This is a genomic window from Burkholderia sp. PR2, assembly GCF_052372875.1.
In the GTDB taxonomy this organism is placed as follows: domain Bacteria; phylum Pseudomonadota; class Gammaproteobacteria; order Burkholderiales; family Burkholderiaceae; genus Burkholderia; species Burkholderia diffusa.
On record NZ_JBQRWH010000004.1, the window covers coordinates 2,554,544 to 2,572,080 of the forward strand.

Here is a 17,537-nt window from a genome sequence, read left to right on the forward strand (position 1 = left end):
AAGGCGCACATTTTACGCGATCATCGGCCCGCGCATGCGGCGTGCGTCATCGGATCACGCCACACGCGAGCGCCGGCCCCGCGCCGTGCCGCGGAAACGCCGGGTCGCTCGGGTCGCGGTGCACCAGCGCCGCGCGATTCAGCGCGGAGCGCACACCGTCGAGGGCCAGATCGGGCGCGATGATGAAACCCGCCGCCACGCCGTTCGCATCCGCATGGATGTTGCCGAGATCGCCGGCGACCCGCGCGCCCGCGCGCAGCCGGTCGGCTGCCGGCGCGAACACCTGGCCGGCGCTCGAGCCGTCGCCCGCGTTGCAGTCGCCGCGCTCGTGCACCTGCAGCGCGTAATCGCTGTTCGGCGGCAGGCCGGCCAGGTTGTACGTGACCTGGACGCCGTCCGGGCGTTCGACGAACGTTACCGCACCGCGTGCCTGCGAGCCGACGGTCGGCTGCAGTTGCGCGTCGGCGCGCTTTTCGTGCGACGAGGAAAAAGAGGTACAGCCGGCCAGCAGGCCCAGCGCGGCGGCGGCCAGCAGCGCGCGCCGCGCGCGGCCGGCGTGCACGCCGTGATGTCGTTGGTTCATTCGATCCTCATGCCGGTTGGCGGCCGTTCGACACGGCGGCCATGCCGGGCGGGTAAAGGGACCCGGGAAAAGTCGCCATGATACCGCGCCTCGCGGCGCCGTAAACAGCGTGAGGCCCCGCCCCGCAAGGGTTTTACGTATTTTGAACAACGATCGACGGGAACTTCGACGTCATATCGCGCGCGCGCTCGGCGATCGCCAGCGCGACCCCGCGCGCGATATCGCGGTAGCGCCGCGCCAGCGCGCCGTCCGGTTCGGCCACGACCGTCGGCGTGCCGCTGTCGGCGCGCTCGCGGATCGCGATGTCGAGCGGCAGGCTGCCGAGCACGTTCACACCATAATCCCGGGCCATCCGCTCGGCACCGCCCGCGCCGAAGATGTGCTCTTCGTGGCCGCAGTTCGAGCAGACATGGATGCTCATGTTCTCGACGATACCGAGGATCGGAATCCCGACCTTCTCGAACATCTTCAGGCCCTTCTTCGCGTCGAGCAGCGCGATGTCCTGCGGCGTCGTCACGATCACGGCGCCCGTCACCGGCACGCGCTGCGCGAGCGTGAGCTGGATGTCGCCCGTGCCCGGCGGCATGTCGACGATCAGGTAGTCGAGCTCGCGCCAGTTGGTCTGCCGCAGCAGCTGCTCGAGCGCCGACGTCGCCATCGGGCCGCGCCACACCATCGGGTTGTCTTCCTCGATCAGGAAGCCGATCGAGTTGGCCTGCAGCCCATGGCCGACCAGCGGATTCATCGACTGGTTGTCCGGCGACTCGGGGCGCTGGCCGTGAATGCCGAGCATGGTCGGCAGCGACGGACCGTAGATGTCGGCGTCGAGAATGCCGACCGACGCGCCTTCCGCGGCGAGCGCGAGCGCGAGGTTCACGGCCGTCGTGCTCTTGCCGACGCCGCCCTTGCCCGATGCGACCGCGACGATATTCTTCACGTTCGGCAGCAGCTTCACGCCACGCTGCACCGTATGCGCGACGATCTCCTGCGACACGGCGACGCGCGCGTCGCGCACGCCCGGCACGGCCTTCAGCGCATCGGCAATGCGTGCGCGCACGTCGTCATGCTGGCTGCGCGCGGGATAGCCGAGCACCACGTCCACCGCCACGACGTCGCCGTCGATCGCGACGTTGCGCACGCCCTTGTTCGCCGCGTACGGACGGCCGGTATTGGGGTCGACGACAGCCGCCAGTGCGGCGTCGACTTGTGCCCGGTCAATGCTCATTGAAACTCCGTGAAAACGTTTTTCTCGCGCGCAAACGTCAAGAAATATCAAATAACGCTGCGAAAATCGGGAAAAGTGAAAGAATCTGTTGCACGCCATTGCGCGAAGGCGCGCGTCGGAGCAATCTTCGCGTGCGGCATGCTATAGGGCCAAATCGGCCACTAACCGCCTATATTGTAGAGGCTGATGCGTCGCCCTGTCCGGAACAGCCCCGCTGGCGAACAGGGCATGCGGCCGCCTCGGCGGCTACCGCGGCACGGGCCTGCCCTTCCTTTTTCGGGCGTCCGTGCAGGGAGCCGTAACTGTTGTTTGTCGTCGTTGTCGACTCGTTCAACCAAGAGAGGAATCCAAGATGAACATGAAAATCGCGACTCGCCTGTCCGTCTTCGCACTCGCCGGCGCGCTGCTGGCAGGCTGCGCCACGCAGCAAGGCAGCAATACGGCCGTCGGCACCGGCACGGGTGCGGCGCTGGGCGCGGGCATCGGCGCGCTGGCCGGTGGCGGCAAGGGCGCGGCGATCGGCGCGGGCGTCGGCGCACTGGTCGGCGGCGTGACGGGTTACAACTGGCAAGCGATCAAGAACAAGCTCGCGCCGTCGGCAGCCAAGACGGGCACGCAGGTGACCGAGCAGCCGGACGGCTCGCTGAAGCTGAACGTGCCGAGCTCGGTGACGTTCGCGACGAACCAGTACGCGATCACGCCGGCCTTCACGCCGCTGCTGAACGACCTGGCCACGACGCTGAACCAGAACCCGCAAGTGACGGCATCGATCGTCGGCTACACGGACAGCACGGGCTCGGCACAGCTGAACCAGACGCTGTCGCAGAACCGCGCACAGAGCGTCGTGAACGCACTGGTGCAGCGCGGCGTCGCCGGCGGCCGCCTGTCGGCACAAGGCATGGGCCCGTCGAACCCGATCGCGGACAACGCGACCGAAGCCGGCCGTGCGCAAAACCGCCGCGTCGAGATCTACCTGCGCGCAGCACAGCAGTAAGCATCGCCGCGAGAGGAGGAAACGGGGGCGCGCGCCCCCGCCGCTCAAGGCTTCCAGCGGGATCCGTAACGAATCGAAAAAAATTTCGAACTTCTGTCGCGGCCTGCGGTCTGTCTTTACGGTACGCGGCTGGCGCAGCCGGCGCGTCACCATTCTCCTCTTGTCGTTGTTGCTCCGGGGCCGAATCCGCCCCGGTTTTTTTTGCCCGGAATTCGTATGCTGCGCCGCAGCATTGCGCCACCGGGCAAGCCGCCACGGCGGCCCCGCCCCTTCCTGCGTCCGCGCCATGGCGCCCGCGCCGGCTGACCTGCCCGCGCCCCTGCTAGAATCGCAGTTTCCGTCGTTTCCGCCGTTCTTCTACAGACCCTATGTCCGCATCCGACCTCACTTCCGTGCAGGCTGCGGCGCCGCAAGGCAGCCGCCAGATCCTCGTTACGTCCGCACTGCCCTATGCCAATGGCCAGATCCACATCGGCCACCTGGTCGAGTACATCCAGACCGACATCTGGGTGCGGACGCTTCGAATGCACGGCCACGAGGTCTACTACATCGGCGCCGACGACACGCACGGCACGCCGGTCATGCTGCGCGCGGAGAAGGAAGGCCTGACGCCGAAGCAGTTGATCGACCGCGTGTGGACCGAGCACAAGCGCGATTTCGACAGCTTCGGCGTGTCGTTCGACAACTTCTACTCGACCGACTCGGACGAGAACCGCGTGCTGAGCGAGAAGATCTACCTCGCGCTGAAGGAAAACGACCTGATCGCCGAGCGCGAGATCGAGCAGGCGTACGACCCGGTCAAGGAAATGTTCCTGCCGGACCGCTTCATCAAGGGCGAATGCCCGAAGTGCCACGCGAAGGATCAGTACGGCGACAACTGCGAAGTGTGCGGTTCGACCTATCTGCCGACGGAACTGCTGAATCCGTATTCGGTCGTGTCCGGTGCGACGCCGGTGCGCAAGACGTCGACGCACTATTTCTTCCGCCTGTCCGACCCGCGCTGCGAGTCGTTCCTGCGCGAATGGGTCAGCGGCCTCGCTCAGCCTGAAGCCACCAACAAGATGCGCGAATGGCTCGGCGACGCCGGCGAAGCCCGCCTCGCCGACTGGGACATCTCGCGCGACGCGCCGTACTTCGGCTTCGAGATCCCTGGCGCACCCGGCAAGTACTTCTACGTGTGGCTGGACGCGCCGGTCGGTTATTACGCAAGCTTCAAGAACCTGTGCGACCGCAAGGGCATCGACTTCGACGCGTGGATCCGGTCGGGCTCGACCGCCGAGCAGTACCACTTCATCGGCAAGGACATCCTGTATTTCCACACGCTGTTCTGGCCGGCGATGCTCGAGTTCTCGGGCCATCGCACGCCGACCAACGTGTTCGCGCACGGCTTCCTGACGGTCGACGGCGCGAAGATGTCGAAGTCGCGCGGCACGTTCATCACCGCGCAGAGCTACATCGACACCGGCCTGAACCCGGAATGGCTGCGCTACTACTTCGCCGCGAAGCTGAACGCGACGATGGAAGACATCGACCTGAACCTCGACGATTTCCAGGCGCGCGTGAACAGCGATCTCGTCGGCAAGTACGTGAACATCGCGAGCCGCGCGGCCGGCTTCCTGCTCAAGCGCTTCGACGGCCGCGTGCAGGACAGCGCGATGAACCATCCGCTCGTCGCGAAGCTGCGCGATGCGATTCCCGCGATCGCCGCGCACTACGAAGCGCGCGAATACAGCCGCGCGCTGCGCCAGACGATGGAACTCGCTGACGAAGTGAACGCGTACGTCGACGGCGCGAAGCCGTGGGAACTCGCGAAGGATCCGGCCAACGCGGTCGCGCTGCACGAAACCTGCAGCGTGAGCCTCGAGGCATTCCGCCTGCTGTCGCTCGCGCTGAAGCCGGTGATGCCGCGCGTGGCCGAAGCCGTCGAGACCTTCTTCGGGATCGCGCCGCTCACGTGGGCCGACGCCGCGAAACCGCTGTCGTCCGCGCAGCCGATCAAGGCGTACCAGCACCTGATGACGCGCGTCGATCCGAAGCAGATCGACGCGCTGCTCGCCGCGAACCGCGATTCGCTGCAGGCCGAGGCCACCGGCGCCGCTGCCGCGAGCGCGGCCAACGCCGCGAAGGAAGGCAAGAACGCCAAGGCGAACGCGAAGGCCGCCGCCGCGAACGGTGCCGACGACGGTCCGATCTCGATCGACGATTTCGCGAAGGTCGACCTGCGCATTGCGAAGATCGTCGCGTGCCAGGCCGTTGAAGGCTCGGACAAGCTGCTGCAGCTCACGCTCGACATCGGCGAGGAAAAGACCCGCAACGTGTTCTCGGGCATCAAGTCCGCGTACCAGCCCGAGCAGCTCATCGGCAAGCTGACGGTGATGGTCGCGAACCTCGCGCCGCGCAAGATGAAGTTCGGGCTGTCAGAAGGGATGGTGCTCGCCGCGTCGGCCGCCGACGAGAAAGCCGAGCCGGGCCTCTACATCCTCGAGCCGCACAGCGGCGCGAAGCCCGGCATGCGCGTGAAGTAAGCAGCACGCGCCGCCAGTTGCGCACGAAAGCCCCGCACGATACGTGCGGGGCTTTTTTCATGCGCGACGACGGTGCGAGTCGCGACGACGATTCCGATGCGCGTCGAAGCGCGTGCCGTCACCGCCGGCTGAACCAGCGATCGAAGCGCCGCGTGTAGTTCAGGTCGACGCCCTGGAACGTGCCGCCGTATGCAGACACGGACCAGAAGCGCGTCAGGTTGATCGTCGCCTTGAACGCGTTGCTCGCCGACTGGAGGCCCTGCTCGAAGCCGAGCACGAAACGCTCGTTGATCGCCTTCGAGACCTGGATGACCTGCGGATCGGTCAGACCGACGTCGCTGCGGCCGATCGAGAATTCGTCGAGGCCGAAGGTCTGCGCGACGCGCTTGCCGGTCACGCTGCCGAGCAGCGCGAGCGCCGCCGTCATCGTGCCCTGCTGGCCGACGTTGTTGCCCTGGTCGGTGCCGTGCCCGAACAGCAGCCACGACAGCTTTTCGTTGTCGGTGACGTTGGGTTCCGACACCAGCTTGACCGTCAAAGCCTGGATCGTGCCGGTAACCTGCACCCCGGCCTCGACCTCCTGGTTGCGCCGCATGGCGAGGATGTTCACGCCCGGATTCGACACGGGGCCGTTGAACGTGAAGAAGCCGTTCTCGACCGCGAGCTTGCGGCCGAACGACGTATACGTCGACCCTTCGGTCACGCGCACGTTGCCGATCGCGCGCAGTGGCACGCCAGGCGCGCTCATCACGGTGATCGTGCCGCGCAGCCCGAGATCCGCGCCGTGTCCCTTGAAGCGGAAGTTGTTGCCGAGGCCGATGTCGATGTTCGCGCGCGGCGCGAGCGACGGCGCCGGCTTGTCCTCGACCTTCTGCGGCTTCGCGACCGCCGTGCCGGTCGGCGTCTCGCCGCGCACGGTCCCGTCCGGTCGCACCACGACGACATCGTCGGACAAGTGCGGCGCCGCGTCTTCCGGCAGGTCGAACAGCGCACGGTCGACGACGAACTTGCCGTCGATCGACAGCGCGCCGCGCGGCCCGTCGTTCGCGACGGTCGCTTTGCCCGACAGCGACAGCTTGCGGTCCGGCGCCGCGAACAGTTCGAGTTTGTCGGCGACGATGCTCGCGGTCAGGTCCGACGCCTCGCCGTCGAGACGCACACGGCCGATCGCGCGCAGCGTGCCGTCGCCGCCATGGAACTCGACCTGCTGGAATTCGACGAGGTTCTCCGCAAGCTTCACGCGCACGATGCCGTCCTTCAGCTGCACGCCCTGGTCGACGAGCGTCGCGGACAGATCGTCGCCCGTCAGCATGCCCGACACGTTCGGCTTCACCGGCGTGCCAGCGACCGTCAGCTTCAGCGCCGCGCGCCCGCCGAGCAGATAGCTCGGCCCGAACAGGTTGCCGGTCGCCTTCAGCGACGGGATGTCGGCGTCGATGCGGCCCGCCAGCGGGCCGTCGTCGACGACGCCGAACACGCCGTCGCGCAGCGCGAACGGCACGGTGACGTTCGCGTCGAGCGTGCCGACCCGGTTCGCCTTCGCCAGCGCCACCACGTTGAGCCGGTTGCCCGGCGCAAAGCTCGCGCGCGCCGACAGGTCGGTCAGCCCGAGCGACGCGATGCCGCGCCCGGTCTCGATCGTCACGTCGCCGCCGCGCCGCTTCACCTGCACGTAGCCCGTCGCGTTCGCGCCGAGCGAGAAATCCCAGTCGGCATCGAGCACGACGTCGGTGCGCAGCGGCGGCCGCTGGCCCGTCAGCTCCTGGCGAATCTCGAGGAAGCGCGCGACCGACGCGCCGCGCACGGTGCCTGCCGAGCGCACCTGGCCGTGATCGAACACGAACGACTTCAGGTCGATCGCGGCGCCTTCGAGCGTGAGTCGCGTCGCGCCGAGCGTCACGCGGCCGGCCCCGGCCGACACGGCGAGCGGCGAGAGCAGCGCCACTGCCGGCGTGCCGCGGTTTGCGAGGCGCGTGACGGTGCCGTCCCAGCGCATCCCGTCGCGATTCTCGACCACGCCGCCGTTCGCCGCGAACGTCAGGTCGATCACGCGGCCGCCGGCCGTCCCGATCGCCGACGCGTCGAGCGTATGCTTCGCGCGCGTGCCGTCGAGATTCGCGCGTAGCGATTTCAATTGCAGCGAGCCGAGCGCGATGTCGGTCGCGTCGGCCGTGAATACGAGCGCACCGTGCGCGCCGTCGCGGATGTCGGCGCGCCCCTGCGCGGCACCGATCCGGTTCGAACCGAGCACGACGTGCTGGGCCTTGTAGGTGGCCGTCACGTTCGGATGCGCGAAGCTGCCGGTCAGCTCGCCCTGCGCCTGCACGAGGCCCTGCACGCCGAAGCCGAGCCGGTCGAGCTCGGGCGCGTCGACGACGAAGCGCAGCCGGTCGCCCGGCGCGCCGAAACTGCCGCGCAGGTCGACGTGGTTGCCCGCGATCGTCAGGTTCGCGTTGCTCGGCAGGATCCGCGCGCCGACGAGCTGCACGACGCCGGCGCCGGTCAGCGGCACGCCGTCGTAGAGGCTGTCGCCGAGCTTGAAGGTCGCCTTCGTCGACACCTGCGGCTCGAACGCGCCGGAGGCCGTCAGCGTGCCCGATACGCGCGTCTCGCCGCGCCTGGCCGGCGCCTTCGCTACTGTCTTCGCCGTTCTGGCGGCCGGCTTGCCGCCGCCCGCGCCCGGCGCGCTCATCGCGGCGAGCAGCAGCGGATCGAATGCGGTCAGCGTCGCCTTCGCGTCGTAGCTCGAATGCGCGTCGTGACGGAACACACCGGTCAGGTCGATACGGCCCTTGCCCGCCGTCACGCGCGCATCGGTCAGCGCCGTCTGCTGCGACGTCAGCGCGACTTTCGCACGCGCGCCGAGCGCAAGCTTCGGATCGTTCAGGTTGAAGTCGACGGTCGTCACGTCGCCGGCGAGCGTCACGCCGAGCGGGCCGCCGAGGCGCATCGGCCGCAATTCGGCGACGAACGCATTGAGGTCGAGGTTCGCGACCTTCAGGTCGAAGCGGCCCTTGCCGCCCGTCAGCGTGCCGTTGCCGGTCACGCTGCCGTCGCGGATCAGTTTCAGCGCGAGGCCGTCGATCCGCTGCGCGTGCGCGTCGAGATTGACGGTCGCATGGGCGTCGACGACGGGCAGCAGGTGCTCGCCGAGCGTGCCGGGCTTCGCGTTGACGATCGACACCGGGCCGGTCACCGCGAAACCCTTCGCCGGTGCGGCGCCGGCCGGCGCGGTCACGGGCGCCAGCTCCGCGCGCACCGCGAGATCGGCGGCCGGCGCGCCCGGCGCGATCGCCTGCGGGTTCACGTGATCGAACGCGAGCGACGCACGCGTGAGCGGCACCGCGCCGAACGGCGCGGCCTCGACGTGCGCGCGCCCGTTCAGCTTCATCCCGCTCGCGGCGACGTCGGCGACGAGCGCTTCGAGCGAACCCGATACGTTCGCGCTCGCGTTGACCGGTTCGTTCGCGAGCTTGCCCACGTAGGTCGCGTTGCCCGTCAGCGCGAACGGCTTCACGCCGTCGAGCTTCGCGCGGGCGGTCAGCGCGCCGTACGGTGTGTCGACGCCGTCGAGCGCGAGTTCATGGTGACGGCCGTCGCTGCGACCGTTCAACGCGAGATGGTCGAGCTGGGTCGTCGACCCACCTTCGTGAATCGCCAGGTGATCGACGCGCAGGTCGTCGATCCGCAACTGCAGCGGCAGGCTCAGGTCCTGCGGCGTCGCGGCCGGCGTCGACGGACCCGGCGCGATCCGTACATCGATCGTGCCCGCGCGAAGGTAGTCAACGGACAACCGCCACGGCGCGCGGGTGAGCGCCCAGCGGCCGTCGAGCCGGTCGATCCGCACTTCGGTGCCGGCGCCGCCGGGGCTCGTCCACGCGAAGCCGCGCACGCGCACGCCGGTTGCGAGCGAACCGCCTTCGAGCGTGCCCGCCAGCCGGCCGCCCAGCACGCGCACGGCCGCCTGCCACGCGAGCCGCGTGCCGCGCTCGGTCGTCGCCGCGGCCAGCACGAGCCCGGCCGCCAGCACGACGAGCAGCACGACCGTCACGAGCGCCCACGCGGCGATCCGGCCCCAACCCACGCGGCGCGGCGGCGCGTCCGGCGCGCGCTCGGGCGAGTCCGGATCGTTGGGCGGCGGCGTGTCGTTCGGATCCTTCGTCATGCGGTTCGTCGTGGCTCGTGCAACAAGGTCAGAAAGCGATGCCGAGCGTCAGGTACGGGCGCACGCTGTGGTTGCGCAGTCCGTACGCGACGTCGACGTTGATCGGGCCGACCGGGCTGCGCCAGCGCGCGCCGATGCCGACGCCCGGGTAGAACACGCGCTCGCCCCACGCATCGGTCGCGGTGCCGATGTCGAAGAAGGTCGCGGCGCCCCAGTCGCGGTTGAACCAGTGCTGGTATTCGGCGGTGCCCGTCATCAGGTACTTGGTCGGCAGCACGGAGCCGTCGACGCTGTTGCCGATGCTCTGGTAGCCATAGCCGCGCACCGAATTCGAGCCGCCCGCGCGAAACAGCAGCGACGCCGGCACGCCGCTCGAGCTGCCGCTCGTGAACACGCCGCCGAGCTCCGCGCGGAACACGAACAGGTCGCGCTTGCCGATCGGCACGTACTGCTGGCCGCGCGCGTAACCGCGGATGAAGGTCTGATCGGTCAGCACGCCCTTGATCGCGAAGCCGGCCTCCGCGTGAATCAGGTTGCCCGAGCGCGGGAACAGCGGATCGTCGACGTTGCGGCGCGTCCATGCCCATTGCGGCACCAGCGCGCGGCTCGTGGTCGGGCCGGCGCCGTTCTGGTCGAGCCGGTCCTGGTAGAACATCAGCGAGTACGCGTAGTCGATGAACTGGCCGGTGCGTGTCCGCTGCACGCCGACCCGCGCGCTGTAGATGCGCGTGTCCGACACGTTGGTGTTCGTGTACGACGCGAGCACGCTGTTGGTCCATCCTTTCTGGCCTGGCGGCATCGACAGCTGGACCTGGCCGTACTGCTGGATCTGGTCGAGCCGGCCCGACACGGTGAGCGGCCAGGCGGCGCCGAATGTGTCGAGATACGTGTAGGAGCCCTGCACGTGCGGGCCCGTATCGGTCGCATAGCCGACGCCGCCGCGGATGTTGTTGTACGGAAACTCGCTGACCTTCACGTGCACGGGCGTGCGCTCGGGCTTCGCCGTATCGTCGCCGACGTCGATCGCGACGCTCGCGTAGTACGGCGTGTTCTGCAACTGCCGCTGCAGCTCGGTGATCCGCTGCACGTCGTAGATCTCGCCTTCCGACAGCGGATTGACGTTCGTGACGATCTTTTCCGGATAGCGGCGCACGCCGTCGACGTCGACCTTGCCGATCGTAAACGTCGGGCCGCTGTCGAACGTGACGGCCAGCGTCGCGCGCTGCGTGCGTGGATCGACGCGCGCCTCCGACGACGCGATCTTCGCGCCCAGGTAGCGGCGCGACTGCAACTGCCTGAGCGCCGCCCCCTTCGCGCCGTCCCAGTCGGACTGCGTGAACGGGTCGCCCGGCTTCAGCGAGAACGCGAAGCGGGTCGCGGCCTCCTGCTTCGGATCCTCGGTGCCGACCGGGCCCTTGAATGCCAGGTCGACCGTCGACACGACGGTCTGCGGCCCCGGATCGACGGCGACGCGCACGTCGCGCTTGCCGTCGCGCGTGCGCACGTCGGTGCGCACGACCGGCGAGAAATAGCCGGCCGTCGCGGTCAGGTCGCGCACCTGCTGCGGCGTGGCGGTCACGAGGAAGTCGAACTGGTCGTCGCTGATGTCGTCGCGCTTGGCGAAGCGCGCGATGTCGAGATGGGCCTCGAGGAGCTTGCGGATCGCGCGCGGCGCGTCGATGTCGACGTCGTACTTCGCGTAAGCCGGCAGCACCACGAACGCGGCGAGACAGCCCACGAGGGCTGCCCGGGCCGCCGCGCCGGCGCCGCGCCGCGCGCGACGACCGCGGTGAAGCGCCGCGCGCGGGCTCGCCTCATGCGCCGTATGTGCCTGCTGGTTCACCTGACCCGCCAAATATGACCTCGTCCTCGGTTGTCGTGATTGTGTGGAAAACCCCGTATTTGACCACAGGGCGACGGCTCTGCCCGCACGGGCACCGCTTTGACGCCAGGACGCAACGAAGCGCGCGCGGGCCCGGCCGGTCGGGCCGCGGGTGTCGGCCAGCGGATTCGACGCGCGATTGCCGCCGGCTGTTCCCCGCGATGCGGTAAAATCCCGCCATCGCGAACCCGGCGCGTCGTGCGCCGCCCGAAACGGAAAGCCAAGCCATGCCGTACCAGTCCGACGTCACGCAATTCCTGAACCAGCTCAAGCAACAGAAGCCGACGCTCGAAGAAGAGCAGCGCAAGGGCCGTTCGCTGTTGTGGGACAAGCAGCCGATCGACCTCGACGAGCGCGCCGAGCAGCAGGAATCGCGCGTGAAGCAAACGTCCTACGTCTACTACCAGAACTTCTGACGACGTGAGCGCCGCCGACGAGGCCAGCGCCGCCCGGCAGGACGACGCGATTGCCGCGCCCGCGGGCGCCGATTCGACGCCCGACACGGTTGACGGTGTCGCGGCGTTCGCACGTCTGTACGGCGAGCCGCTCTTCAAGCTGCCGCAGGATCTCTACATCCCGCCCGATGCGCTCGAGGTGTTCCTCGAGACGTTCGAAGGCCCGCTCGACCTGCTGCTGTACCTGATCCGCAAGCAGAACTTCAACGTGCTCGACATCCCGATGGCGCAGGTCACCGCGCAATATCTGGGCTACGTCGACCAGATCCGCACGTCGAACCTCGAGCTGGCGGCCGAATACCTGCTGATGGCCGCGATGCTGATCGAGATCAAGTCGCGAATGCTGCTGCCGGTCAAGAAGGCCGATACCGGCGAGGAAGCCGAGGATCCGCGCGCGGAACTCGTGCGCCGCCTGCTCGAATACGAGCAGATGAAGCTCGCCGCGCAACGCCTCGACCAGCTGCCGCAGCTCGGCCGCGACTTCCTGCGGGCCGAGGTCTACATCGAGCAGAGCATCACGCCGCGCTTTCCGGACGTCGATTCGGACGACCTGCGCGCCGCATGGGCCGACGTGCTCAAGCGCGCGAAGCTCGTCCAGCACCACAAGATCTCCCGCGAGGAGTTGTCGGTGCGCGAACACATGAGCCTGATCCTGCGCCGGCTGCAAAACGCACGCTTCATGGAGTTCGCCGACCTGTTCGACACGTCGCGCGGCGTGCCAGTCGTCGTCGTGAACTTCATCGCGATGCTCGAACTCGCGCGCGAATCGCTCGTCGAGATCACGCAGGCCGAACCGTTCGCGCCGATCTACGTGCGCCTCGCGTACCTGCCCGCGTAAGGCGCGCCGCTGCGCCCGCGCCACCCCGCACACCGAAATGCACCGCATCCTGCCGCCGGGCCCGCCGGCGCGGCTCGCTCGCGGTGCGCCCGATCAAAAAGTGAACGATCGTACTTTTTTCGATGCGCCCGGCGGCCAAATCCTCTACAATCCGCCGACGCCCGATGCGCCGCCCGCGCGCCGGCGTTCTCCGCTTCGACCCCGACGCCGCTGTTGCGGCGCCAACGCGCGCCTGCGCGAGGAACCCGCTACCCGATCATGAAAGTCATCAGCTCGATCCAGGAACTGCGCGACCAGTTGCGCGGACAGAACCGCACGGCGTTCGTGCCGACGATGGGCAACCTGCACGAAGGTCACCTGTCGCTGATGCGCCTCGCGCGCCAGCACGGCGACCCGGTCGTGGCGAGCATCTTCGTCAACCGGCTGCAGTTCGGCCCGAACGAGGATTTCGACAAATATCCGCGCACGCTCCAGGACGACATCGAGAAGCTGCAGAAGGAAAACGTCTACGTGCTGTTCGCGCCGACCGAGCGCGACATGTATCCGGAGCCGCAGGAGTACCGCGTGCTGCCGCCCGACGATCTCGGCGGGATTCTCGAGGGCGAGTTTCGCCCGGGCTTCTTCGCCGGCGTGTGCACGGTCGTCACGAAGCTGATGTCGTGCGTGCAGCCGCGCGTCGCCGTGTTCGGCAAGAAGGACTACCAGCAGCTGATGATCGTGCGCCGGATGTGCCAGCAGCTTGCGCTGCCGGTCGACATCGTCGCGGCCGAGACCGTGCGCGACGAGGACGGCCTCGCGCTGTCGTCGCGCAACCGCTACCTGACGACCGACGAGCGCAAGGAAGCGCCCGAACTCGCGAAGACGCTGCAGCGCGTGCGCGACAGCGTGCTCGGCGGCGAGCGCGACCTCGGCAGGCTCGAGCAGACCGCGCGCGCGCACCTGGCCGAGCGCGGCTGGGCGCCCGACTACATCTCGATCCGCCGCCGCGCGAACCTGATCGCGCCGAGCGCCGCCGAACTCGAAGCCGGCGAGCCGCTCGTCGTGCTCGCGGCCGCGAAACTCGGCGCGACGCGCCTGATCGACAACCTGGAAATCTGACGGGCCGCCCGCCCTCGCCTCTCACGCATCACGGAGATACCATGCAGCGCCATATGCTCAAATCGAAGATCCACCGCGCGGCCGTCACGCACTGCGAGCTGCATTACGAAGGCTCGTGCGCGATCGACGAAGACCTGCTCGAAGCGGCGGGCCTCATCGAAAATGAACGGATCGACATCTGGAACATCAACAACGGCGAGCGCTTCTCGACGTACGCGATCAAGGGCGAGCGCGGCAGCGGGATGATTTCGCTGAACGGCTCGGCCGCTCGCCGCGCGCAACTCGGCGACCTCGTGATCATCGCGGCGTTCGCGATGGTCGATGAAGCCGAGCTGCAAGCCGGCTGGAAGCCGAAGCTCGTGTTCATCGACGAAGGCAACAAGATCAAGGGCCACCGCGATCACGTGCCGACGCAGAACTGGACCTGATCCACGCCGCGGCCGGCGTGTCGCGACGCGCCGGATCGCTGCCGCGGCGCGCCCACGCGCCGTGACGGCCGGCGCCGCGCAGTCGCATATGCAGGAAGAGGAAGGGCCTGATCCGTCACGATGCCGGATCAGGCCCTTCTTCATTCACCCTGCCGCACCTGGCCTCGCGGGTATTCGGCCATCGGCGATCAAGACGCCTTGGCGACCTTCTCCGCTTTCGGCGCGCGACGCTCGGCCCATTCGACGATCGGCCGCCACTGTTCGAGATCCTTCTCGACGCGGCTTTTCGCGACGTCCCACAGCGTCAGGCCGTGCGCGGCGATCTGCACGTAGTTCTGCGTGTCGCGCACGTAGCCGAGCACCGGCAGCCCGAGCCCTTCGACGAAACGGTGCAATTGGTCGGACGAGCGCGTGCGCGCGTCGACCCGCATCCCGACGATCCCGACCTCGACGCTGCCCTTGCGCACGGCCTTTTCGCCGGCGAGGCGCTCCAGAAACTGCTGGGTCGCGAGAATATCGAACATCGACGGCTGCAACGGCACGATCACCTTGTCGGCGAGTTGCAGCGCGACGTTCAGCCGGTTGCCGTGCAGGCCGGCCGGCGTGTCGATCACCGCATATTCGAGGCCGCGCGGCGGCTTCGACGGCGCGTCCGGATCGAGACTCCACGCCTCGATCGCCGGCAGGCCGGCCGGCCGCAGGTCGAGCCACGCATGCGCGGACTGCTGCCGATCCAGATCGGCGAGCGCGACCCATGCGCCCTGCGCCGCGAAATAGCCGGCAAGATTGGTGGACAGCGTGCTTTTCCCCACGCCGCCCTTCGGATTTGCCACCACGATGACCGTCATGAATTCCCCCGAAAAAGCCGCGCGGCACCTGCCGCCTGGCAGGCGCCGCTCGATTGCGGATACAGGGAGCGATGATATCGGCAAACGGGGTGTCACCGGAACGGGTTGCGCCGATGCGCGCCCCCTTTCAAGCGGTTCGCGCCGCGGCACGCGGTGCGCCGAGCGCGAATGCGCCGCCGCCCAGCAGCGCCTGCACGGCCAGCGTGACGGCCCAGAACGCCGGATATTCCCAGCCGCCGTTCGGCGACGCGAAGCTCCAGCCGTTGGGCAGATGCGCGGACACCGCGCCGAGCATGAACGGCAGCAGCACCAGCGCGGCGATACGCACGCGGAAGCCCGCGAGCAGCGCAAGGCCGCCGGCCAGTTCGACGAACGTCGTCACATACGCGAGCCAGCCCGGCAGGCCGATCGACGCGAAGAACTGCGCGGTGCCGGGCAGCGTGAAGACGAACACCTTCTGCGCGACGTGCGCGAGGTACAGCACACCGAGTGCGACGCGCAGCAGCGTCGCGCCGAGATCGTTCAGGCGATGCGGGGTCATGGCGAATTCCTTCATGAGTGGATGAGAATGGATCGCACTCTATTCGAATCAATTCGGTCAATAAACACGCGATACGGCTTTAACTGATTCCCCGCAGGAACGAATTGCGGCGTAAAAAGGGGCATGACCGATCATGCCCCGCTGCCAGTATTGGCGACTAACGTCAGCCGCCGCTTTTGCCTTGCGCGGCGTCACCCGAACCGGCCGGGCCGCCGCCCGGCGCGTACGAGTCGCACGCATGCGCCACCGCCGACGCGCCCAGCAGCGCCGCGAGCAGCATGCCCAACCACCATCGAGCCTTCATCGTCGCGCTCCTTCGGCGGACCTCCGCCCATCTGAGTTGTACACGCTCCGCCGCAAAATGCCAGGCCAGGCACGCCCTGCGTCAGCGGAACTCCGCGTACAGCGCGCGCAGGTCGAGATGCTCGGCGAACGAATCGGCCAGCCGCTCCAGCGACGCCTCGCGCAGCGCCGGATAGTCGATGCGCTCCGCCCCGTCGAGCCCCGCCCACGCGAGGAGTGCCGCACACGCGTCGGGCGCGTCGAACAGCCCGTGCACGTAGGTCGCGAGGATCTGCCCGTCGGCCGACCGTGCGCCGTCCGTGCGCACGCCGCCCGGTGCGTCGCCCGCCGCCAGTTCCAGCGCGGGCGACGCGAGCGCGGGTCCGCGCGTGTCGCCCATATGGATCTCATAGCCGTGCACGGCGGCCGCACCGGGCAGCGCGAGATGCCCGGTCACGTTCTTCAGCGTCTTGTCCGGCTGCAGCGTCGTGTCGAAATCGAGCAGCCCGAGCCCCGGCATGTTGCCGGGCGCGCCTTCGAGGCCGAGCGGATCGTCCAGTGTGCGGCCGAGCATCTGCATGCCGCCGCAGATGCCGATCACCTTGCCGCCATAGCGCAGGTGCCGGCGGATCAGCGCGTCCCAGCCTGCGTCGCGCAACCACGTGAGATCGCGCTGCACGTTTTTCGAGCCGGGCAGGATCAGCAGGTCGGCATCGGGCACCGGGCCGCTCTTCCAGTACGTGAACTCGACCTGCGGATGCGCGCGCAGCGGATCGAAATCGGTATGGTTGCTGATCCGCGGCAGCGCGGGCACCACCACGCGCAGCACGCCGGCGTCGCCGCGCAAGGCGGCGGCGCTGCGCGCCTGCGATGGCAGCATGTCTTCCGCGTCGAGCATCAACCCGTGCAGGTACGGGAGCACGCCGAACACCGGCTTGCCCGTCTGCGCGCGCAGCCAGTCGAGGCCCGGTTCGAGCAGCTTGATGTCGCCGCGAAAGCGGTTGATCACGAAGCCGCGCACGCGCGCGCGCTCGCTGTCCGACAGGCACGCGAGCGTGCCGACCAGGTGCGCGAACACGCCGCCGCGGTCGATGTCGGCCACCAGCACGACCGGGCAGTCCACGCGTTCGGCGAAGCCCATGTTCGCGATATCGCCTTCGCGCAGGTTGATTTCGGCCGGGCTGCCCGCGCCTTCGACGAGCACCGTGTCGTAGCCGGCACGCAGCCGCGCGTACGACTCGAGCACCGCGTCGAACGCGACCGGCTTGTAGTCGTGGTACGCACGCGCATCGAGGTTCATGCGCGCCTTGCCGTGGATGATCACCTGCGCGCCGCGATCGCTCGTCGGCTTCAGCAGCACCGGGTTGAAATCGGTATGTGGCAAGACACCCGCGGCGAGCGCCTGCAACGCCTGCGCGCGGCCGATCTCGCCGCCATCGGCCGTCACCGCGCTGTTCAGCGCCATGTTCTGCGGCTTGAACGGCGCGACGCGCGCGCCCGCGCGACGCGCGAGGCGGCACAGGCCCGCGACGAGCGTGCTCTTGCCCGCGTCGGACGTCGTGCCCTGGATCATCAACGTGCCGCGCGGCTGCGGTTCGGGTGCGTTCATCGTATGCAAGGTCGTGGCGAAGCAAAGGCCGCATTATCGCCCGCGCCGCCACGCGTGCGCCGTT

14 protein-coding genes are annotated in these 17,537 nt (G+C 68.5%); 6 read left to right on the top strand and 8 right to left on the bottom strand.

The genetic code is table 11. From position 1 onward, the window contains the following. Positions 1-46: 46 nt before the first annotated feature. Positions 47-583 (bottom strand): superoxide dismutase [Cu-Zn], encoded by a 537-nt coding sequence (sodC, locus tag ACT2FV_RS29010; RefSeq protein ID WP_444505246.1) that lies wholly within the window; start codon positions 581-583, stop codon positions 47-49. A gap of 133 nt (positions 584-716) precedes the next feature. After that, positions 717-1,808: an iron-sulfur cluster carrier protein ApbC gene (apbC, locus tag ACT2FV_RS29015; RefSeq protein ID WP_151050147.1), complete on the bottom strand. Its 1,092-nt coding sequence runs from the start codon at positions 1,806-1,808 to the stop codon at positions 717-719. 352 nt (positions 1,809-2,160) lie between these two features. Here apbC and ACT2FV_RS29020 point away from each other — a divergent pair, with 352 nt between their 5' ends. Together ACT2FV_RS29020 and metG are read left to right on the top strand one after the other, a co-directional pair. Next, complete coding sequence (locus ACT2FV_RS29020) at positions 2,161-2,802, top strand: OmpA family protein (RefSeq protein ID WP_059603759.1); 642 nt, start codon at positions 2,161-2,163, stop codon at positions 2,800-2,802. Positions 2,803-3,170: 368 nt separating this feature from the next. Beyond that, positions 3,171-5,327: a methionine--tRNA ligase gene (gene metG, locus ACT2FV_RS29025; RefSeq protein ID WP_226116378.1), complete on the top strand. Its 2,157-nt coding sequence runs from the start codon at positions 3,171-3,173 to the stop codon at positions 5,325-5,327. Between the two features lie 118 nt (positions 5,328-5,445). Here the strand turns inward: metG and ACT2FV_RS29030 are convergent, their stop codons facing one another. Continuing rightward, positions 5,446-9,492: a translocation/assembly module TamB domain-containing protein gene (locus ACT2FV_RS29030; RefSeq protein WP_444505247.1), complete on the bottom strand. Its 4,047-nt coding sequence runs from the start codon at positions 9,490-9,492 to the stop codon at positions 5,446-5,448. A gap of 28 nt (positions 9,493-9,520) precedes the next feature. Then, entirely contained in the window at positions 9,521-11,347 is a 1,827-nt protein-coding gene (locus tag ACT2FV_RS29035; protein WP_174920129.1) for an autotransporter assembly complex protein TamA, read from the bottom strand. A gap of 254 nt (positions 11,348-11,601) precedes the next feature. On the opposite strand from ACT2FV_RS29035, the gene ACT2FV_RS29040 reads away from it, so the two are divergent. From ACT2FV_RS29040 to panD, 4 genes are all read left to right on the top strand, one after another. After that, a complete protein-coding gene (locus ACT2FV_RS29040; protein WP_044849219.1) occupies positions 11,602-11,790 on the top strand; it encodes a DUF3460 family protein in 189 nt (62 codons plus the stop codon). A gap of 4 nt (positions 11,791-11,794) precedes the next feature. Then, positions 11,795-12,667 (top strand): segregation and condensation protein A, encoded by an 873-nt coding sequence (locus tag ACT2FV_RS29045; protein WP_059527573.1) that lies wholly within the window; start codon positions 11,795-11,797, stop codon positions 12,665-12,667. Between the two features lie 258 nt (positions 12,668-12,925). Further along, a complete protein-coding gene (gene panC / locus ACT2FV_RS29050; protein WP_124901047.1) occupies positions 12,926-13,765 on the top strand; it encodes a pantoate--beta-alanine ligase in 840 nt (279 codons plus the stop codon). Positions 13,766-13,806: 41 nt separating this feature from the next. Beyond that, positions 13,807-14,193 carry an aspartate 1-decarboxylase gene (gene panD, locus ACT2FV_RS29055; protein ID WP_006484038.1) on the top strand — a complete coding sequence of 129 codons (387 nt, stop codon included), beginning with the start codon at positions 13,807-13,809 and terminating at the stop codon, positions 14,191-14,193. Between the two features lie 188 nt (positions 14,194-14,381). On the opposite strand, the gene ACT2FV_RS29060 is transcribed toward panD, so the two are convergent. The 4 genes from ACT2FV_RS29060 to ACT2FV_RS29075 form a co-directional block, all read right to left on the bottom strand. Continuing rightward, entirely contained in the window at positions 14,382-15,041 is a 660-nt protein-coding gene (locus ACT2FV_RS29060; RefSeq protein WP_059603772.1) for a ParA family protein, read from the bottom strand. 127 nt (positions 15,042-15,168) lie between these two features. After that, on the bottom strand, positions 15,169-15,582 hold the full coding sequence (locus ACT2FV_RS29065) for a DoxX family protein (RefSeq protein WP_059604000.1): 414 nt from the start codon (positions 15,580-15,582) through the stop codon (positions 15,169-15,171). Between the two features lie 163 nt (positions 15,583-15,745). Then, entirely contained in the window at positions 15,746-15,886 is a 141-nt protein-coding gene (locus ACT2FV_RS29070; RefSeq protein ID WP_170296487.1) for a hypothetical protein, read from the bottom strand. Between the two features lie 81 nt (positions 15,887-15,967). Further along, a complete protein-coding gene (locus tag ACT2FV_RS29075) occupies positions 15,968-17,473 on the bottom strand; it encodes a cobyric acid synthase (RefSeq protein ID WP_444505248.1) in 1,506 nt (501 codons plus the stop codon). Positions 17,474-17,537 lie beyond the last annotated feature (64 nt).

Excerpts from the sequence above, each read along its gene's own strand:
- sodC (WP_444505246.1), bottom strand. The coding sequence starts at position 583 with ATGAACCAACGACATCACGGCGTGCACGCCGGCCGCGCGCGGCGCGCG.
- apbC (WP_151050147.1), bottom strand. The coding sequence starts at position 1,808 with ATGAGCATTGACCGGGCACAAGTCGACGCCGCACTGGCGGCTGTCGTC.
- ACT2FV_RS29020 (WP_059603759.1), top strand. The coding sequence starts at position 2,161 with ATGAACATGAAAATCGCGACTCGCCTGTCCGTCTTCGCACTCGCCGGC.
- metG (WP_226116378.1), top strand. The coding sequence starts at position 3,171 with ATGTCCGCATCCGACCTCACTTCCGTGCAGGCTGCGGCGCCGCAAGGC.
- ACT2FV_RS29030 (WP_444505247.1), bottom strand. The coding sequence starts at position 9,492 with ATGACGAAGGATCCGAACGACACGCCGCCGCCCAACGATCCGGACTCG.
- ACT2FV_RS29040 (WP_044849219.1), top strand. The coding sequence starts at position 11,602 with ATGCCGTACCAGTCCGACGTCACGCAATTCCTGAACCAGCTCAAGCAA.
- panC (WP_124901047.1), top strand. The coding sequence starts at position 12,926 with ATGAAAGTCATCAGCTCGATCCAGGAACTGCGCGACCAGTTGCGCGGA.
- panD (WP_006484038.1), top strand. The coding sequence starts at position 13,807 with ATGCAGCGCCATATGCTCAAATCGAAGATCCACCGCGCGGCCGTCACG.
- ACT2FV_RS29060 (WP_059603772.1), bottom strand. The coding sequence starts at position 15,041 with ATGACGGTCATCGTGGTGGCAAATCCGAAGGGCGGCGTGGGGAAAAGC.
- ACT2FV_RS29065 (WP_059604000.1), bottom strand. The coding sequence starts at position 15,582 with ATGACCCCGCATCGCCTGAACGATCTCGGCGCGACGCTGCTGCGCGTC.
- ACT2FV_RS29070 (WP_170296487.1), bottom strand. The coding sequence starts at position 15,886 with ATGAAGGCTCGATGGTGGTTGGGCATGCTGCTCGCGGCGCTGCTGGGC.
- ACT2FV_RS29075 (WP_444505248.1), bottom strand. The coding sequence starts at position 17,473 with ATGAACGCACCCGAACCGCAGCCGCGCGGCACGTTGATGATCCAGGGC.